Raw genomic sequence first — 16,573 nt, forward strand, 5'->3', positions numbered from 1 at the left:
TATGTGGAATCAACAACTTTATCAGGATGCTGTAGCGCTTTTAAAGCATATGATTGCTACACCATCCCTGAGCCGGGAGGAACAGGATACCGCACGGCTGATCAGCAGTTTTTTAACTGCCAGGAATATCCCCCATCAACAGCATGGCAATAATCTATGGGCGCTGAACAAACATTTTGATCCGTCCAAGCCCGTGATACTGTTTAATTCCCACCATGATACCGTAAAACCCAACCCGCAATATACCCGTGATCCTTTTAGTCCTGATATAGCAGATGGGAAATTGTTTGGATTAGGAAGTAATGATGCCGGTGGGTGTCTGGTAAGTCTGATTGCCGCCTTTCTATACTTTTATGAGCGGGACAACCTGCGTTATAATATTGTTTTAACGGCCACCGCAGAAGAGGAGATCAGTGGGGTAAACGGGATAGAGAGTATTCTACACCTGTTGCCTGCCATTGATTTTGCGATTGTGGGGGAACCTACTAAAACACAGCTGGCCATCGCCGAAAAGGGATTGATGGTGCTGGATTGTGTAAGTCATGGTAAGGCTGGGCATGCTGCGCGTGATGAAGGAGAGAACGCATTGTATAATGCTTTGCCTGATCTGGCCTGGTTCAGGGATTATCGTTTCCCGAAGGTATCGGAAACATTAGGACCTGTGAAAATGAGCGTTACGGTGATCAACACCTCTAACAAAGCGCACAATGTAGTGCCCGCCGACTGCTCCTTTGTAGTGGATGTAAGGGTAACGGATCAGTATACGCTGGAAGAAGTACTGGCTATCATACAGGAACAGGTGCGTTGTGAGGTAAAGCCCCGTTCCATGCGTATGCGGCCATCCGGTATTTCACTGGATCATCCGTTTGTAAAAGCGGGGATCAGGCTGGGTAAATCATGGTATGGATCGCCTACTACTTCGGATCAGGCATTGATTCCGGCCACCTCTATCAAAATGGGGCCTGGTGATTCCGCCCGTTCGCATACCGCAGATGAATTTATTTACCTGGACGAGATCAGGGATGGTATTGATAGTTACATTAATTTGCTGGAAGAAATCGTATAAGCAAAGTAAGTGTTTCATCTTTAACAGTTATTGAAATGGATTTTTACCCGGTATTGGAGAATAAGCGAGTTATACTGCGTCCGTTGCAACCGGAAGATGCAGCAGCATTACTGCCGGTAGCACTACAACCGGCCTTGTGGACGGTGGGATTGGGGCGTATAGATAATAAACCTGCATTGGAAGCCTACATAGCGCTTGCGATGCGTGAAAGAGAACAAAAGGTATCTGTACCTTTTGTAATCATAGATAAGCAGACGCAGCGGGTAGCGGGCAGCACCCGTTTTGCAGGAATGGCGCTGGCACATAAGCGGGCAGAGATTGGGTATACCTGGATAGATACGGCATTACAGGGTAGTGGTTTGAATAAAGCCATGAAACATGCGATGTTGCAACATGCCTTTGAAGTGATGGACCTGAACCGGATAGAGCTAAAAACAGATGTGCTGAATACACAGTCGCGCAATGCGATATTAAGCATTGGCGCCACGCAGGAAGGTATATTCCGGCATCATATGATCACTTCTACCGGACGCCTGCGGGATACGGTATATTTCAGCATAATAAAAGAAGAATGGCCGGATATCCGGGAACGGATATTTGGTAAGTATAATTTTTAATTCGCGTTTGTATGAAGCTATGGCAAAAAGATAAGGCAGCGTTAGCCGCTGTGGAAAAGTTCACAGTAGGCAACGACCGTGAAATGGATGCTTACCTGGCGCCATTTGATGTGTTGGGATCACTGGCACATATTACCATGCTCCAAAGTATTGGTTTGCTGGAAGCAGCAGAACTGGATATACTGAAAAAAGAATTACGGAATATTTATAGCGAAATAGCAGCAGGCGATTTTGTACTGGAAGAAGGGGTAGAGGACATTCATTCCCAGGTAGAGTTGCTGCTGACCCGCCGGTTGGGAGAAGTAGGCAAAAAGATACATAGCGGCCGTTCCCGGAACGATCAGGTGCTGGTAGATGTAAAGTTGTTTTTGCGCCATGAGTTGCAAACACTGGTAACAGAAGTAAAAGCATTATTTGATCTGTTGCAACAGAAAAGCGAGGAATATAAACAGCATTTGTTACCAGGTTATACCCATCTGCAGATAGCGATGCCTTCTTCCTTTGGGTTGTGGTTTGGTGCTTATGCAGAAAGCCTGGTAGATGATCTTACGGTGTTACAGAGTGCCTATAAAGTGGTGAATAAAAATCCCCTGGGCTCTGCCGCAGGGTATGGGTCTTCATTTCCCCTGAACCGGAAGATGACCACCGCATTGTTAGGATTTGAAGACCTGAACTATAATGTGGTATATGCTCAGATGGGGCGTGGTAAAACGGAAAAGATCGTTTCCTTTGCGCTGGCAGGTATAGCAGGCACACTGGCTAAGATGGCCATGGACGCCTGTTTGTTTATGAACCAGAATTTTGGTTTTATCAGCTTTCCTGATGAACTGACCACCGGTTCCAGCATTATGCCGCACAAAAAGAACCCCGATGTATGGGAACTGATCCGTTCGCATGGTAATAAATTGCAGGCATTGCCCAATGAAATCACCATGATGATCACGAATCTGCCTTCCGGTTATCACCGTGATCTGCAGCTGTTGAAAGAAAATCTGTTCCCTGCATTTGACACTTTGAAGGACTGTCTGCGTATGTCACGCCTGATGCTGGAACATGTGAAGGTCCGCGAAGGTATACTGGACGATAGCAAATACCAATACCTGTTTAGTGTAGAAGTGGTGAACAAACTGGTACTGGAAGGAATGCCATTCCGGGAAGCCTATAAGAAAGTGGGTATGGATATTGAAAAAGGGGAGTTTGCACCAGGTACTGCCATCTCTCATACCCATGAAGGTAGTATCGGTAATTTGTGCACAACACAGATTGCACAAATGATGGACGAAGTATTAAAAGGTTTTTCTTTTGAGAAGGTAGATAAAGCGGTGGAGGAACTGTTGAAATAGAGCTGTTGGCTGTTAGCTTTTAGCTGATTAGAGCGGAGATGTTTAGGTGTTTAAATATATTTTGAATAGAAAGAGGAATATCCAGTAATGAATATTCCTCTTTCTATTTTTTTATTGCTAACGGCTAATAGCCAACAGCTAATAGCTCATTCTTAAAAGCTAATATTGACTCCTACAAAGAAATTGATGCCCGCCATGGGGAAATAGTAATTATAGGGAACTATTTCACCACCCTCAATCGCTGGGTAAGTAGCACCATTAGAGGAGTATTTGGTATCGAATATATTATTCAATGTAAACTGTAATCCCAGTTCTTTAAACAAGGGTTGTGGCACCAGGTAATTGAAACGCAGGTTATTCACATAATAGGCATCCAGTTGGCTGTTGGGATTGGAGGTATTATCCATGAACTGGCGGCTTACATATTTTCCTACAATGCTAAGGTCCAGGTTTTTAACCGGCGCTACGGTGAAAGTATAACCAGCTACGGCATTGGGGGAAAAAGCAATATCCGTTTTGCTGAAGTGGCGTGATTCTTCCTGTTGGGTATCAGCGTTCATAATGAAAGCGGTAAAGTCAGCGATTTTGTTCTGACTAAGCGCCGCATTCACCGACAGGGAGCAGAAGTTGCCCAGCTTGGTAGTGCTTTGCAGTTCTACTCCCATACGGTAGCTTTTCTGGATATTGGTTCTTACATAGGCTCCTACGTTATTTAGTTTACCGGTTAGCACCAGCTGATCTTTATAGTTCATGTAGTAGAGATTCGCTTCTACCGTTGTATTAGTGGTGCGGAAAGCATATCCGGCTTCTATATTCTTCAGCTTTTCCGGCCTGGGTTCTGTACCATTCAGGTTTACTTCAAAGTCGGTACGGTTAGGTTCTTTATTGCCGATAGCAAAGGAAGCATATACCTGGTGATGTGGATTGATGTTGTAGAAAACACCCGCTTTAGGATTAAAGAAGTGGTAGCTTTTATGTGGTGCTGCCAGTGGCGCATCTTCAAAGCCATTCATGTTGTACTGTACCGTGCGGTACTGCATATCTGCAAAAAAGCGGATGGCGTCCGTTATTTTAAATTCTCCTTTCCAGTAAACATTTAAATCGTTTTTATCCGCCGGGTAGTTATAATATTTATAGTCCTTATCAATACCATGTTGCGCCCAGATGATTTTCCCATAGTGGTCACCTTCATAACGGTTCCAGCCACCACCCAGGCTCCAGTTCAGCTTTTGGCCGGTACGGTTTACAGAAAAGATACCACCATAGAAGTGGTTGTCGAGCCATAGCTGGCGTACCAGGTCGGTAGTATGGAGACTGTCCCCATTGATCACCGGCTTTTCCAGTCCGTATTCGCCAAAAGCTTGTGCTGCTTTATATTGTTCGTAGTAGCCACGTCCACGGGTCATATGAAAAGCTACGTTGAAGTTGAGGCTGGCATTTATCTCCTGGTTAAAGAACAGCTGGTAGTGATCCTGCTGATAGTTGTCGGTTTCATTATCATACGGTGTACCGGGTTTTTCAGTGCCGGCGCTATTGTAGGTCCGGTCTGTTTTCAGCAGTTCTTCAGGTACCCCGTTCCATGCCTGGTAAGTTTTTTCTTTACCACTGAATACATTGAGGCGGATCGCTGTTTTTTTAGCGATATAGGCTGCCGAAGTATAGAAAGATTTGAGGTCAGAAGTAGCCCGGTCGATATATCCATCAGAGGTTATTTTTGATAAGCGGGCATCGAAGGTAAAGTGGTCATTGATCAGTCCCGAACCAGCTTTTACCGTATGTTTCCAGCTATTGAAAGAACCGTAGCTATTATTGATTTCGGCATATGCCTTTTCGCGGAATTCGTTGGTACTCAGATTGAGGGAAGCACCGAAAGCACCTGCACCATTGGTAGAAGTACCAACACCGCGCTGGAGTTGAATACTGCTGGCAGAGGAAGCGAAGTCGGGCATATTGACGAAGAAAGTACCCTGTGATTCTGCATCATTGACAGGAATACCGTTGACAGTAACATTAATACGCGTAATATCGGAACCACGTACACGCATGCCGGTGTAACCTATACCTGTACCCGCATCGGAGCTGGTAACCACACCCGGAAGCTGGTTCAGCAGGATAGGCAGGTCCTGCCCCATATTATCCTTTTTGATATCTGCTGCACTTAAAGTGGATTGTGTGAAGGGAGCATCTTTACCCGCACGGAGGCTGCTGATCTCTACCGGCTTAACAAAGAGGCCGGTTTCTTCGAGGGTAATATCAAGAACAGCCGGCGTATTGGCGGCGTGAACCTGCGTAGTAAAGGATTTGAAGCCAAGGTAGCTGGCCGTCAGCGTATATGTGCCTTTTGTTGGTATGGTAATACTGAAATGACCTTTTGCATCACTGTGAACGCCTGCCTGTACTTTCTCCTGCAGGATAATGGAAACACCTGCTAATGGCTGGCCATTGGTTTTGTTGGTAACGGTACCGGTAATAACGGATTGCGCGTGTAAGGCGCCTGTTATAAAAACAAGCAGCCAAAGCATCATTTGTCTCATGGACGATTTAGGTTTAAGCTATTAGCTATTAGCTGTTAGCATTTAGCTAACAGCCGTATATTATTGCGCTATTAGCTTTGTAGCAGGCGCTGAATATCCATGCGCGGATACAGCTAACGGCTAAAAGCTAGCAGCTAAATGCTCAGATGGTAAGGAGATTGATCACTTACCTTTCCTAACCAGCATTACCTGGCGTAGGTTCAACGAGTCTGATCTCAGCCTGATAGTAAGGCACCCCGAGGTGAAACTGGTTGTTGATTTTTATGACAACCAAATGGTATTGATAGAATAACCAGTTTCCGGTGCAAAGTTATGCCGGTAGTTTTTAAAAAGGCAAAATATTTTTTGGTGTTGGCATTTTTTCTTAATTTCCATCTACTTCTTTCAATCGACCCCAATTTTTATCGTTAACCTTTTAAACATTTATTTCTGATGATCAAACTTCAGCTAATTGGAAATTTAGGCAGGAATGCTATTAAGAGAGAAGCAAATGGCAAATCAGTATTAAGTTTTACGGTAGCCTCCACAGAACGCTTTAAAAATGCGCAGGGGGTATTGCAGGAGCGGACTACCTGGGTAGATTGTGCATTATGGGAGCGGGATAACCTGGCGCCTTATCTGTTGCAGGGACAGCAGGTGTATCTGGAAGGTACGCCCAGCGTAGATGCATATACCAATCATGCAGGAGAGCCTGCTGCTACGCTAAGATTACGGGTATTACAGATCCAGTTATTGGGCAGCCGCAGAGATGAGGAAAAGCATAAGGCGGAGGCAGAAGGGGTGATGGCAGCCCGGCCATTGGCGGTGCCTGTAGTGGAAGAAGTAGCAGATGATCTTCCATTTTAATGTAAGTGAATAACATAAGAGCCAATCATTCAATTGATTGGCTCTTATTAATAATAGATTGAAAAAGATTTGGCAGGTAAAAATAATGCCCTTATCTTTGCACCCTCATTGCGAGGTAGAGCAGAGGTAGCTCGTCGGGCTCATAACCCGAAGGTCAGTGGTTCGAATCCGCTCCTCGCTACAAATAAAGAGCCGAAGAAATTCGGCTTTTTTTATTTTTGGTAAGTTTGTGGCTAAAAGCGAGAAGCTAAAGGCTGAGAGCTAAAAGCTATGATTATGCATAAAGCAGGTTTTGTAAATATTTTCGGTAAGCCTAATGCAGGCAAAAGCACCTTGCTGAACGCCATAATAGGCGAAAAGCTGGCCATTATCTCCCCTAAGGTACAAACCACCCGCCATCGTATTACAGGAGTAGTCACAGAACCAGGTTTTCAGATTGTATTTTCTGATACCCCGGGTATTATAGATCCGAAGTACCGGCTGCATGAAAAAATGATGGGCGCAGTAAAGTCTGCCCTGGAAGATGCAGACGTAGCACTGCTGATCATGGATGCAAAAGATGATTTGTCAGAGAATCTGGAACTATTTGATTCACTGCGGTTAAAAGCACCTTGTATACTGGTGGTGAATAAAACAGACCTGCTGAAGAAAGAAGAACTGGATGATTTGCTGGCACGTTGCAATGCCTGGGGGAAAGCCAAAATGGTAATACCCATTTCTGCATTGAAACAAACCGGCACGAAGGAGATGATCTCGAAAATAGTGGAACTGCTGCCGGAAGGAGAGCCATTTTATCCTGAAGATACTTTGACGGATAAGTCCATGCGTTTCCTGGTAGCGGAGATGATCCGTGAAAAGATCTTCCAGTTATTTGAAGAAGAGATCCCATATCATACAGCCGTTGTAGTTAGCCAGTTTGAAGAAAAAGCAACACTTACTAAAATAACAGCAGAGATTATTGTAACCCGTGATACCCAGAAAGGGATTATACTGGGAGAAAAGGGGCAATCAATAAAGAAGCTGGGAACACTGGCCCGGACAGAAATAGAAAAGTTCATTGAGCGGAAGGTATTCCTGGAACTTTTTGTAAAGGTAAGAGGCAAGTGGCGTGATAGTGATTTGTATTTAAAAGAATATGGGTATTGACCATTCATTGGTCACAGGTCATAGCGGCTTCAGCATTGTTTTGAAGCCTTATCAACGCAAACCGGCTATGGCATTTGACCATGGAAACTGATTTGTAATTGACAATTTGTAATTGAAAAAGTATGTCCGGATTTACAGTAGCGATAGTAGGTCGCCCCAATGTGGGAAAATCTACCTTATTTAACCGCCTGCTGGAACAGCGTAAGGCCATTGTGGATGATGTAAGCGGGGTAACCCGTGACAGGCAGTATGGTATTGCAGACTGGAGTGGTAAAACATTCAATGTTATTGATACTGGTGGTTTTGTGGCCAACAGTGATGATATTTTTGAGCGGGAGATCCGCAAACAGGTGAAAATTGCGATGGAAGAAGCAAATGTGTTGTTGTTCATGTGCGATGTAACCACAGGTATTACCGATCTGGATTCGGAAGTAGCTGATTTGCTGCGCCGTTCTTCCAAGCCGGTATTCCTGATTGTGAATAAAGTAGATAATCCACAACGTCAGCTGGATGCTACGGAGTTTTACAGCCTTGGATTTGAGAAGACCCATTTTCTTTCCTCTATCAGTGGAAGCGGTACAGGAGAGTTGCTGGATGAAGTAGTATCCTACATTACAGAAGATACCCAGGTGGAATCTGTTACATCAGACTTGCCCAAGATAGCCATTATAGGCCAGCCAAATGTGGGGAAATCCTCTTTGCTGAATGCTTTGGTGGGAGAAGAGCGGAACATTGTTTCCGATATTCCGGGTACTACACGTGATACTATTCACACGCATTACAATATGTTCCAGAAGGAATTCATATTGATTGATACAGCAGGAGTAAGAAGAAAGACAAAAGTGCATGAAGACCTGGAGTTTTATTCTGTGATCCGTGCTATCAAAGCGATGGATGAAGCAGATGTATGTATGCTGCTGCTGGATGCAACCAAAGGTATTACTGCACAGGATCTTAGTATTTTTGGACTGGCAGTGAAAAAAGGGAAAGGGGTAGTAGTGCTGGTAAACAAATGGGATTTGATTGACAAAAAAGAAACCAATACAGCACGTGATTATGAAGCTAATCTGAAGAAGCGGCTGGCACCATTCTCTGATGTGCCTATCATCTTTACTTCTGTATTAGAGAAGCAGCGTATTTTCAAATCTATTGAAGCGGCGCTGGAAGTGTATGATAACCGTCTGAAGAAGATCCCTACTTCCAGGCTGAATGAAGTGATGCTGAAGGCTATTCAATCATACAATCCGCCGGTGGTAAGAGGTATTCCTATCCGGATCAAGTATGTTACACAGTTGCCGACTTATACACCCGCTTTTGCCTTCTTCTGTAATTTACCGGATGATGTAAAGCAGCCGTATCGTAACTATCTTGAAAACCAATTACGTACTAATTTTAATTTCAAAGGAGTACCTATTAAGGTGTTCTTCCGCAAGAAATAAATAGCAAAAAACCGCTTATTAAGAAAAAATACATTTTGTAATATTAAATATTTGAGTACCTTTGCGGCGGTTTTTAAACAAAACAATAAAAATGAAAAAATTATTTGTATTCGCAATCGCAGCCGGTATGTTTTTCGTAGCATGTAATGGTGCTAACTCCGGTGCATCTGCTGATTCAACTGCAACTACTCCTGCTGATACTACAGCTTCTGCTCCAGTTGTTGCTCCTGCTGATTCTCTGGCACAAGTTGATACTACTGCCCAGGCTCCAGTTGACTCTACAGCTAAGTAGTAAAGCGCGCTCTTTTAACAAGCGCCTTTATCAGTAGAAAATTATAAACCCTTTCGCGTAAGCGGAAGGGTTTTTTGTTTTGAGGAGGGGGGAGTTCTTATAGATTGAGCCGCGTTTTATTTCACTGCTGGTATTGATTGCCTCCCCCGTAATTTTTATGTTGCTATTGCGGTGGTTAGTATAAAAACAACGTCCGGATCAAATTTAATTTGATCCGGACTTTGTTTTTTACATAAGTTCCTGCTTATTTGATTGCTACTTTAGTAGGTATGGAATCTATGTTGTAATACTGGTGTGTCACTTTTTCTTTTCCAACTGTAATGATCCGGAATCCGGAAGGATCTTTGCCTAAAGGTTCACCAATAGCACTGGTGGTCACCATTTCCATATCCTCATATTTTCCAAAGCCATTTTGGTGAAGGTGCCCGGCAAAAACAACCGCTACGCCGTATTTTTTAAAGAGGGCTAAATATTGATTACGGGTTTTGATGCCGATATTGAAGTAGGCTTCCGGTTCATCCGGCTGGCTGATAAAGAAAGGATGATGGCTAAAGAGTACAATATGTTTTGCACCTTTAGCCTTAGCTAATTCCTGCTCCAGCCATTCATACTGTGCTTGTTCCAGGACAGGTGTATTGGCTTTTATAAAATTGGAATTAAAGCCAATAAATCTGCTTTGTTTATGTTCAAATGAAAATTTCTCATAACCATATCGGTTAGTATAGAAGCTCACATCTTCCTGCGTAGGGGTATTGCCTACATCGTGATTGCCCGGGATAACATATACAGGTATCTTTTTGCTGATCATCGCGGTAATGCGCTTGAATTCAGCCTGTTGGTTTTCATCTTTCGCATTATTTACCAGATCGCCTGTAATGACAACAAAATCAGGTTTTAGTCTGTTCACTTCTGCTACGGCTTTTTCATATAGCGCAATCTCCTGCTGTAGTTTCTTAGGATAGAATCCTAACTGGGTATCAGATATCTGAATGAAAAAGAAGGGTTTAGCATTACGGGCAATACGTTGAGAGGCGCATCCTGCCAGTATACACATGCAGGCAATACCTATAAAAAGAAAACGGAATTTTAAAATGAATGCAGCTCCTCTGAATTTAGTCATCATGTTTTTCATATTCTTAACTGGAAGATTGGTCAATACAAGGAATAAAAGTACTCATTTACAGGTAAGATTTATAACGGAAGTATATACAACGAATTATAAAATTCACTAAATTGATAGTGATAAAAGACCTCAATTATTATCCCTAAACATTTAAACCCACTTTATGAAAAGAAGCCCTTATTTCCTTGTTGCTTTATGTATTGTCTTGCTGACTGCTATTCATCCCACATACAGCCAGCATAAATCTTTAGAAAGTGATAAAACCCTGAGCGCCGTAATGCCGGTCGTGTCTGCCCATCAGGATGCAGTTGCACCAGCAGCTCCCACCAGTTTGGTAAATGTGGTATTGTCAGCATCTTCCTTATCGTATCAGGTCGAAATTCTTGACAGGCGTATTGGTGCGCCTAATCCAGTGGTGGCCGTGTTTTATTACACAGCCGGAGATCCTACCACCTACACTGATTTTCACCACATCGTTACTAAGTATACACTACGTTTAAGTTCCCCCAGCAATGGGAGTTTCAAAGCATTTAATACTACCTTCAGCAATCCGCAGATTGTAGCAGAAACTTATACTGCCAACACCTTGTTGGAAGAGCGGACAGAGTTTGATCCGGGCAGCACTTTGACGGTGGAGTTTATTCCATAGTTTTTAGTTTCAATGTTATATTGAACCCGGATTAAATCTAATTTGATCCGGGTTTATTATTTTTAGTTCCTTATATCGACTTACCTACTAAGTAAAACAATGTTTAGACTAATAATAATTGCGATTTGGGTAATGGGTTGTGCTAATCCATCAGTCAACAATAAACTTCAACAGGAAGTAATAGATAGCAATACATTATGGCCTGGTAATTTTAAGAAGAAAGAAGTTATTTCTACCAATATATCGACAGAAGCTGATTCTTTGTACAATGTAAATATTATACGTTATGCAGATAGTTTAGACAGTAAAATTAATACATTAAAAAAGGTCAAGAAAAATCTTGATGTATCTTCGGAGGGCGGTGAAGCTGTACTTTATCTGTCTGGGAAGGATACCTTAAAAATTAACATCACTTTTTACCGGGAAATGGGGAAAAGTGTATATGTACTTTATCTTAGGAATAGTTACCCCGTTTTTTATATTGGCACTACATTCTTTTATAAGGAACCAATTTATATATCTAAAGATGTAAAAATAGATAGTACTACCGTTGATAAGATAGTGCTTCGTAATAACAATGTTATTAGCTGGCTTCAAAATGGGGGAGAGATTACAAAGAAATACGAGGAGAAAGAGCAAGAGGTAAGGGAGCTTTATAGCGAAATACAAACCCTTATAAGATAATAGTAACCCTTCAGCTATTAAAAGAGCAGATTAAACAGGAGAAATCGGCAAGCACTCCTCCACCCATACCGCCTCCGGATATTCAGTTTTAGTATAAAACAAAAAGCCGCAGTTATTACGCTGCGGCTTTTTTATAAAACACAACATCAACCTAGTGCGCTGAAGACATAAATTTCAGTCCCACGATAGACCCTATCAGGGTGCAGATAAAGAACAGGCGCCAGAAGGTGGCAGGTTCTTTAAAGAAGATAATACCCATGAGCACGGTGCCCACAGCTCCTATGCCGGTCCATACCGCATAGGCCGTACCAATAGGAAGTGTTTGCGTGGCTTTGAACAATAATACCATGCTGATCGTCAGGCAAACCAGGAATCCGGCGCCCCATATAATAGCCGTATTACCGGTAGATTCTTTCATTTTACCCAGGCAGGAAGCAAAGCCCACTTCAAATAACCCGGCAATAATTAACATGATCCAGTTCATAATGATATATTTTCTGGATGCAAAGTTCTGACTTGAGTAGCAAAAAAAAATTTACAAATGATAATTAATGAAGGCGTTACCGGATTTCTGCCCGGATACGGCTGAGGGAAACGGGGGTAATGCCGAGATAAGAGGCCAGCAGGGATAACTGTACCCGCTGGAGCAGGTCCGGGGAGTTATGTAGCAGGTCTTTGTATCGCTCACTTGCGGTTTTGAACTGGTGCGAAATAAAGCGTTCTTCCAGTCGTACCACTTCATGTTCCACCAGCTTTCTGCCCCAGTTGGCAAATTCGATGTCTGTATTATAAAGCTGTTGTAAGTCGGACAAACTGATTTTATAAAGCAGGGAGTTTTCCAGCAGTTCTACACTTTCATAGCCGGGTTGGTTTTTCACATAGCTGTTGTATGAAAATACGGCATCCCCTTCCAGACCGAACCAAAAGGTGTGTTCATACTGGGTAGCCGTGATGGAAAATGCCCTGACAATACCCTTTTCTATTAAGTACAGCTGATGATCTATTTTGCCGGCTTCGATGAGGATATGCCCTTTAGGTAACTTTACCTCTGTAAGTAATGCGAGGAACTTTTCGATACCATGATCGGAAAGGGTGTTAAAGGCTTTGATCCGTTGGAGGATGTTTTCCATCAGCAGGTGATTGTGGTCGTTAAAAACAAAAGCCGCAAGTTGAAAAGCGAATTCCTCCTTGCGGCTATTATTTCAAACGGTGTTTTTATTCTTCTCTTTTTTGAACTTCTTTTATTGCTCTTTCTACCATCGGGTCTGTTTCATTCATCACTTCATAAAAACCTTCATTACGCCATAGTTGCCGGGCAAAGAGGGCTTTCAGGCGGGTTTTTATCTCCGTTTCTTCTTTAGCAGTGATCCGGTCTATCCCTTTGATGCTGTCGGCCTGGGCAAATGTTTTAAAAGCATTGTAGATGCTGTTGTCCAGTTGATATTGTTTACGGAAGTCTTCCGGTGTTTTAAAACGTTTGAAGTCGTTCAGATGTTCACTGTAGTACTTGTAGATAAAGTTACCAAAAGTATTACGTGCATATAAGGCGGGCAGGATACCGGAGAAGCGGGTAGTATCATACGGCATAAAGATGTCGGGGGTGATACCTCCGCCACCATATACTTTACGACCGTTTCCTGTTTTATAAGGTACTGTATCGGTTTGTTTGATACTGTCCTGGTTCAAGAATTCGCCGTGGTTGAACCGGTTCATGATATCTTCATCATATGCTTCACGGCCATTGGCATACGGTTTCTGGATACTTCTGCCTGAAGGAATAAAGTAGCGGGCAACGGTAAGGCGTAATGCACCACCATTATTCAGGTCAAACTGTTCCTGCACCAGCCCTTTACCAAAGGTGCGGCGGCCAATGATCGTACCACGGTCCCAGTCCTGTATGGCACCCGCCAGTATTTCGCTGGCAGAGGCAGAGCCTTCATCCGTTAATATGGCCAGGGCACCTTTTTCAAACATACCCGGACGTTGACATTTATAGTCGGTACGGGGATAGCTTTTGCCTTCTGTGTAAAGGATCAGTTTATTGCCATCCAGCAGTTCGTCTGCCACACGGGTAGCAGCATCCAGGAACCCACCGGGGTTCTGGCGTACGTCTATCACCAGTTTTTTCATCCCCAGCTTTTCCAGTTTACGCATGGCATCCATAAACTCGGTATAGGTAGTAGCGGAGAACTTGCTGATTTTCACATAACCCACTTCCGGGGTCAGCATATAACTGGCATCAATACTCCATAAAGGAATAACGCCGCGTGTGATCTGAACATCTACCAGTTTTTGCTGGCGCAGCATGGTTACTTTTACCTTGGAACCTTTAGGACCACGCAATACTTTACGGATCTTTTCCGGCGTAATGGAGTTACCTGCTACCAGGGAGTCGCTCACTTTAATGATCTTATCACCGGTTTGCACACCAGCAGCTTCTGAAGGACCGCCAGCCAGTACAGATATTACATTGACAGTATCGGCGCTGATATTGAATTCTACTCCTATCCCTTCGAAGTTACCCTCCAGGTCTTCATTCACTGCCTGCAGGCTGGAGGGGGGGATATATACCGAATGCGGGTCAAGGTGGGTAAGCATACCGTCTATTGCCTCCTGTTGTAATTTATCAAGATTGAGGGTATCTACATACTTTACTTTGATCAGGTCCATCACTTCCTGTAAAGTTCCCCGGTTACCTTTATTAAAGAAAATGGCAGTGCCGCCGCTTTGGGCTCCCGGCATTTTATTTCCGAGGAACATGCCCAGCGCTAATGTGGCTGCCAGTAAAAGAGGTAAAAAAACGTTCAGTTTCCTGTTATTCGACATAGCGTAAATATTATCTGGCCAGATATTGAACCGGCAAATGGGATCCGCGTTAATTTGTATATGTGAGCCCCTTTTGTTTAAATTGTGACAAAAATAGCATAATTCAAGAGCAAACTATTTACGATTCTTTAATTTAATAAATAACCGGATATGCCAGCAACCGTAAAGCTGATAGCTGATAGTGGATCTACCAAGGCGGATTGGTGTTTGGTAACGGGGCAGGAAACCCACGCTTACACTACCCAGGGAATGAGCCCGTATTTTTTGTCTGGCGGGCAGATCCAGGAAATTGTCCGGAAGGAATTAGTCCCCCAGCTACCTGCGGATGTAAAGATAGATGAGATCATTTATTATGGTACCGGTTGTGCGCAGGCTAAAAGTGCGCAGCTGATGCAAGAGAGTCTTGGTGCGGTATGGCCGGATGGGAAAGTGAGCGTTTCACACGACCTGATGGCAGCTGCCAGGGCGTTATGTGGCCATGAAAAGGGGATTGCCAGTATTCTGGGCACCGGTTCCAATTCCTGTTACTATGATGGGGAGGTGATTGTAAAGAATAATCCCGGTCTGGGTTATGTGCTGGGAGATGAGGGGAGTGGTGCTTATCTGGGCAAAAAGGTAATACAGTACTATCTCTACAATACGTTTGATGAAGAGATCCGTGAGCGTTTTGACCTGAAGTATAATACCAATAAAGACGAAATCCTAGAAAACGTGTACCGCAAGCCGTTGGCCAACAGGTACCTGGCTTCTTTTACCCTTTTCCTGGCAGAGAACAGGGGGCATTATATGGTGGAGAATATCCTGGAAGACGGGCTGAACGATTTTTTCTTTAATCATATTTATAAATACCGGGAAAGCTGGACCACCTCGCTGCATTTTGTAGGAAGTGTAGCCTGGTATTTTCAGGATATCATCAAGGAACTGTGTGAGTTATATGAACTGCCGCTGGGTAAAATCGTGCACCGGCCTATGGAAGGTCTGGTAGCTTTTCATCAGGGGTAGGCAGATGAAATTTGCAGGGAAATGAGCGTTGTTAAATACTTTCGTAATAACTTGCATCCCATAAATCCTGTTGGAGCATGGCTGATCCAGTGAACAGCACATGCGTTAAATTTGTGTAATTCGTTTTAATTTGTGGGCGCAGCACTTGTTTCATAGGTTGTTTGCCACAAGCGTAAACTAAAATCAGATGTCTTTTACAAGAATAACAGAGCAATCTTCTCATTATCATCACCTGGAGAAGATGAGTGTACAGGAAATACTCACAAATATCAATAAAGAGGACAAAACAGTACCCCTGGCGGTAGAGGCCGCTATACCACAGATAGACCGGTTGGTGAGCGCTATTGCCGATAAGATGCTGGCCGGTGGACGGCTGTTTTATTTGGGGGCCGGTACCAGCGGGAGATTGGGTATTGTGGATGCATCTGAATGCCCGCCCACTTTTGGGGTGCCTTATGGTCTGGTGATTGGATTGATTGCTGGTGGGGACGCTGCCATCCGTAAAGCAGTGGAGTTTGCAGAAGATGACCGGGAGCAGGGGTGGAAAGACCTGGTGGAATATGATATCAGTAATAAAGATGTGGTGGTGGGTATTGCGGCCAGTGGTACCACTCCTTATGTAATAGGTGCATTGCGTAAATGCCGGGAACAGGGGATCGTTACCGGAAGCATCAGCTGCAATCCCGGTGCACCGGTGTCTGCCGAGGCCGACTTCCCGGTGGAAGTATCTGTAGGGCCGGAGTTTGTAACCGGCAGCACCCGTATGAAGAGTGGTACAGCCCAGAAGCTGGTCCTGAACATGGTATCTACCGCTGTGATGATACAATTGGGCAGGGTGGAAGATAACAAGATGGTTAATATGCAGTTAAGTAACGATAAGCTGGTAGACAGGGGAGTGAAAATGCTGATGGAACGTTTAAGCCTGACCGACTATGATACTGCCCGTGATATGCTGCTCAAAGCCGGAAGCGTTAAAAGCGCGGTGGATGAATACAAAGGCCGGTAA

16 protein-coding genes, 1 tRNA gene and 1 riboswitch are annotated in these 16,573 nt (G+C 43.8%); of the genes, 12 read left to right on the top strand and 5 right to left on the bottom strand.

The features are described from left to right. Position 1: 1 nt before the first annotated feature. Genes ABR189_RS00265 through argH form a run of 3 tightly spaced genes read left to right on the top strand, consistent with a single transcriptional unit; the run spans position 2 to position 3,026 of the window. Positions 2-1,066: a M20 family metallo-hydrolase gene (locus ABR189_RS00265; RefSeq protein ID WP_354658423.1), complete on the top strand. Its 1,065-nt coding sequence runs from the start codon at positions 2-4 to the stop codon at positions 1,064-1,066. A 35-nt stretch (positions 1,067-1,101) separates the two neighbouring features. Continuing rightward, a complete protein-coding gene (locus ABR189_RS00270) occupies positions 1,102-1,683 on the top strand; it encodes a GNAT family N-acetyltransferase (RefSeq protein ID WP_354658424.1) in 582 nt (193 codons plus the stop codon). Between the two features lie 11 nt (positions 1,684-1,694). Further along, positions 1,695-3,026 carry an argininosuccinate lyase gene (gene argH, locus ABR189_RS00275; protein ID WP_354658425.1) on the top strand — a complete coding sequence of 444 codons (1,332 nt, stop codon included), beginning with the start codon at positions 1,695-1,697 and terminating at the stop codon, positions 3,024-3,026. A 152-nt stretch (positions 3,027-3,178) separates the two neighbouring features. Here the strand turns inward: argH and ABR189_RS00280 are convergent, their stop codons facing one another. After that, a complete protein-coding gene (locus ABR189_RS00280; protein ID WP_354658426.1) occupies positions 3,179-5,560 on the bottom strand; it encodes a TonB-dependent receptor in 2,382 nt (793 codons plus the stop codon). A 155-nt stretch (positions 5,561-5,715) separates the two neighbouring features. Continuing rightward, positions 5,716-5,809, bottom strand: a riboswitch (TPP riboswitch). A gap of 183 nt (positions 5,810-5,992) precedes the next feature. On the opposite strand from ABR189_RS00280, the gene ABR189_RS00285 reads away from it, so the two are divergent. The 5 genes from ABR189_RS00285 to ABR189_RS00305 all read left to right on the top strand — a co-directional run bounded on the left by ABR189_RS00285 (position 5,993) and on the right by ABR189_RS00305 (position 9,283). Further along, on the top strand, positions 5,993-6,406 hold the full coding sequence (locus tag ABR189_RS00285; protein WP_354658427.1) for a single-stranded DNA-binding protein: 414 nt from the start codon (positions 5,993-5,995) through the stop codon (positions 6,404-6,406). 109 nt (positions 6,407-6,515) lie between these two features. Further along, positions 6,516-6,587 (top strand) — tRNA-Met (locus ABR189_RS00290). Between the two features lie 95 nt (positions 6,588-6,682). Continuing rightward, positions 6,683-7,552, top strand: a complete 870-nt coding sequence (gene era / locus ABR189_RS00295) for a GTPase Era (protein WP_354658428.1) — start codon at positions 6,683-6,685, stop codon at positions 7,550-7,552. A 122-nt stretch (positions 7,553-7,674) separates the two neighbouring features. Next, entirely contained in the window at positions 7,675-8,991 is a 1,317-nt protein-coding gene (gene der / locus ABR189_RS00300) for a ribosome biogenesis GTPase Der (RefSeq protein ID WP_354658429.1), read from the top strand. Positions 8,992-9,082: 91 nt separating this feature from the next. Next, complete coding sequence (locus ABR189_RS00305; RefSeq protein WP_354658430.1) at positions 9,083-9,283, top strand: hypothetical protein; 201 nt, start codon at positions 9,083-9,085, stop codon at positions 9,281-9,283. Between the two features lie 244 nt (positions 9,284-9,527). On the opposite strand, the gene ABR189_RS00310 is transcribed toward ABR189_RS00305, so the two are convergent. Continuing rightward, positions 9,528-10,406: a metallophosphoesterase gene (locus ABR189_RS00310; protein WP_354658431.1), complete on the bottom strand. Its 879-nt coding sequence runs from the start codon at positions 10,404-10,406 to the stop codon at positions 9,528-9,530. A 163-nt stretch (positions 10,407-10,569) separates the two neighbouring features. Here ABR189_RS00310 and ABR189_RS00315 point away from each other — a divergent pair, with 163 nt between their 5' ends. Next, positions 10,570-11,055, top strand: coding sequence for a hypothetical protein (locus tag ABR189_RS00315; RefSeq protein WP_354658432.1), 486 nt, complete (start codon positions 10,570-10,572; stop codon positions 11,053-11,055). A 99-nt stretch (positions 11,056-11,154) separates the two neighbouring features. Further along, positions 11,155-11,739, top strand: coding sequence for a hypothetical protein (locus ABR189_RS00320; protein WP_354658433.1), 585 nt, complete (start codon positions 11,155-11,157; stop codon positions 11,737-11,739). A 151-nt stretch (positions 11,740-11,890) separates the two neighbouring features. On the opposite strand, the gene ABR189_RS00325 is transcribed toward ABR189_RS00320, so the two are convergent. The 3 genes from ABR189_RS00325 to ABR189_RS00335 form a co-directional block, all read right to left on the bottom strand. Continuing rightward, complete coding sequence (locus ABR189_RS00325; RefSeq protein WP_354658434.1) at positions 11,891-12,223, bottom strand: DMT family transporter; 333 nt, start codon at positions 12,221-12,223, stop codon at positions 11,891-11,893. 76 nt (positions 12,224-12,299) lie between these two features. Then, the gene (locus tag ABR189_RS00330) at positions 12,300-12,869 is read right to left on the bottom strand and encodes a Crp/Fnr family transcriptional regulator (protein ID WP_354658435.1); all 570 of its coding nucleotides are present in this window, start codon (positions 12,867-12,869) and stop codon (positions 12,300-12,302) included. 85 nt (positions 12,870-12,954) lie between these two features. Continuing rightward, the gene (locus ABR189_RS00335; RefSeq protein WP_354658436.1) at positions 12,955-14,565 is read right to left on the bottom strand and encodes a S41 family peptidase; all 1,611 of its coding nucleotides are present in this window, start codon (positions 14,563-14,565) and stop codon (positions 12,955-12,957) included. A gap of 150 nt (positions 14,566-14,715) precedes the next feature. On the opposite strand from ABR189_RS00335, the gene ABR189_RS00340 reads away from it, so the two are divergent. Next, entirely contained in the window at positions 14,716-15,567 is an 852-nt protein-coding gene (locus ABR189_RS00340; RefSeq protein ID WP_354658437.1) for an N-acetylglucosamine kinase, read from the top strand. A gap of 187 nt (positions 15,568-15,754) precedes the next feature. After that, positions 15,755-16,573 carry an N-acetylmuramic acid 6-phosphate etherase gene (murQ, locus tag ABR189_RS00345; protein WP_354658438.1) on the top strand — a complete coding sequence of 273 codons (819 nt, stop codon included), beginning with the start codon at positions 15,755-15,757 and terminating at the stop codon, positions 16,571-16,573.

Source organism: Chitinophaga sp. H8 (assembly GCF_040567655.1).
Classification (GTDB): Bacteria; Bacteroidota; Bacteroidia; order Chitinophagales; family Chitinophagaceae; genus Chitinophaga; species Chitinophaga defluvii.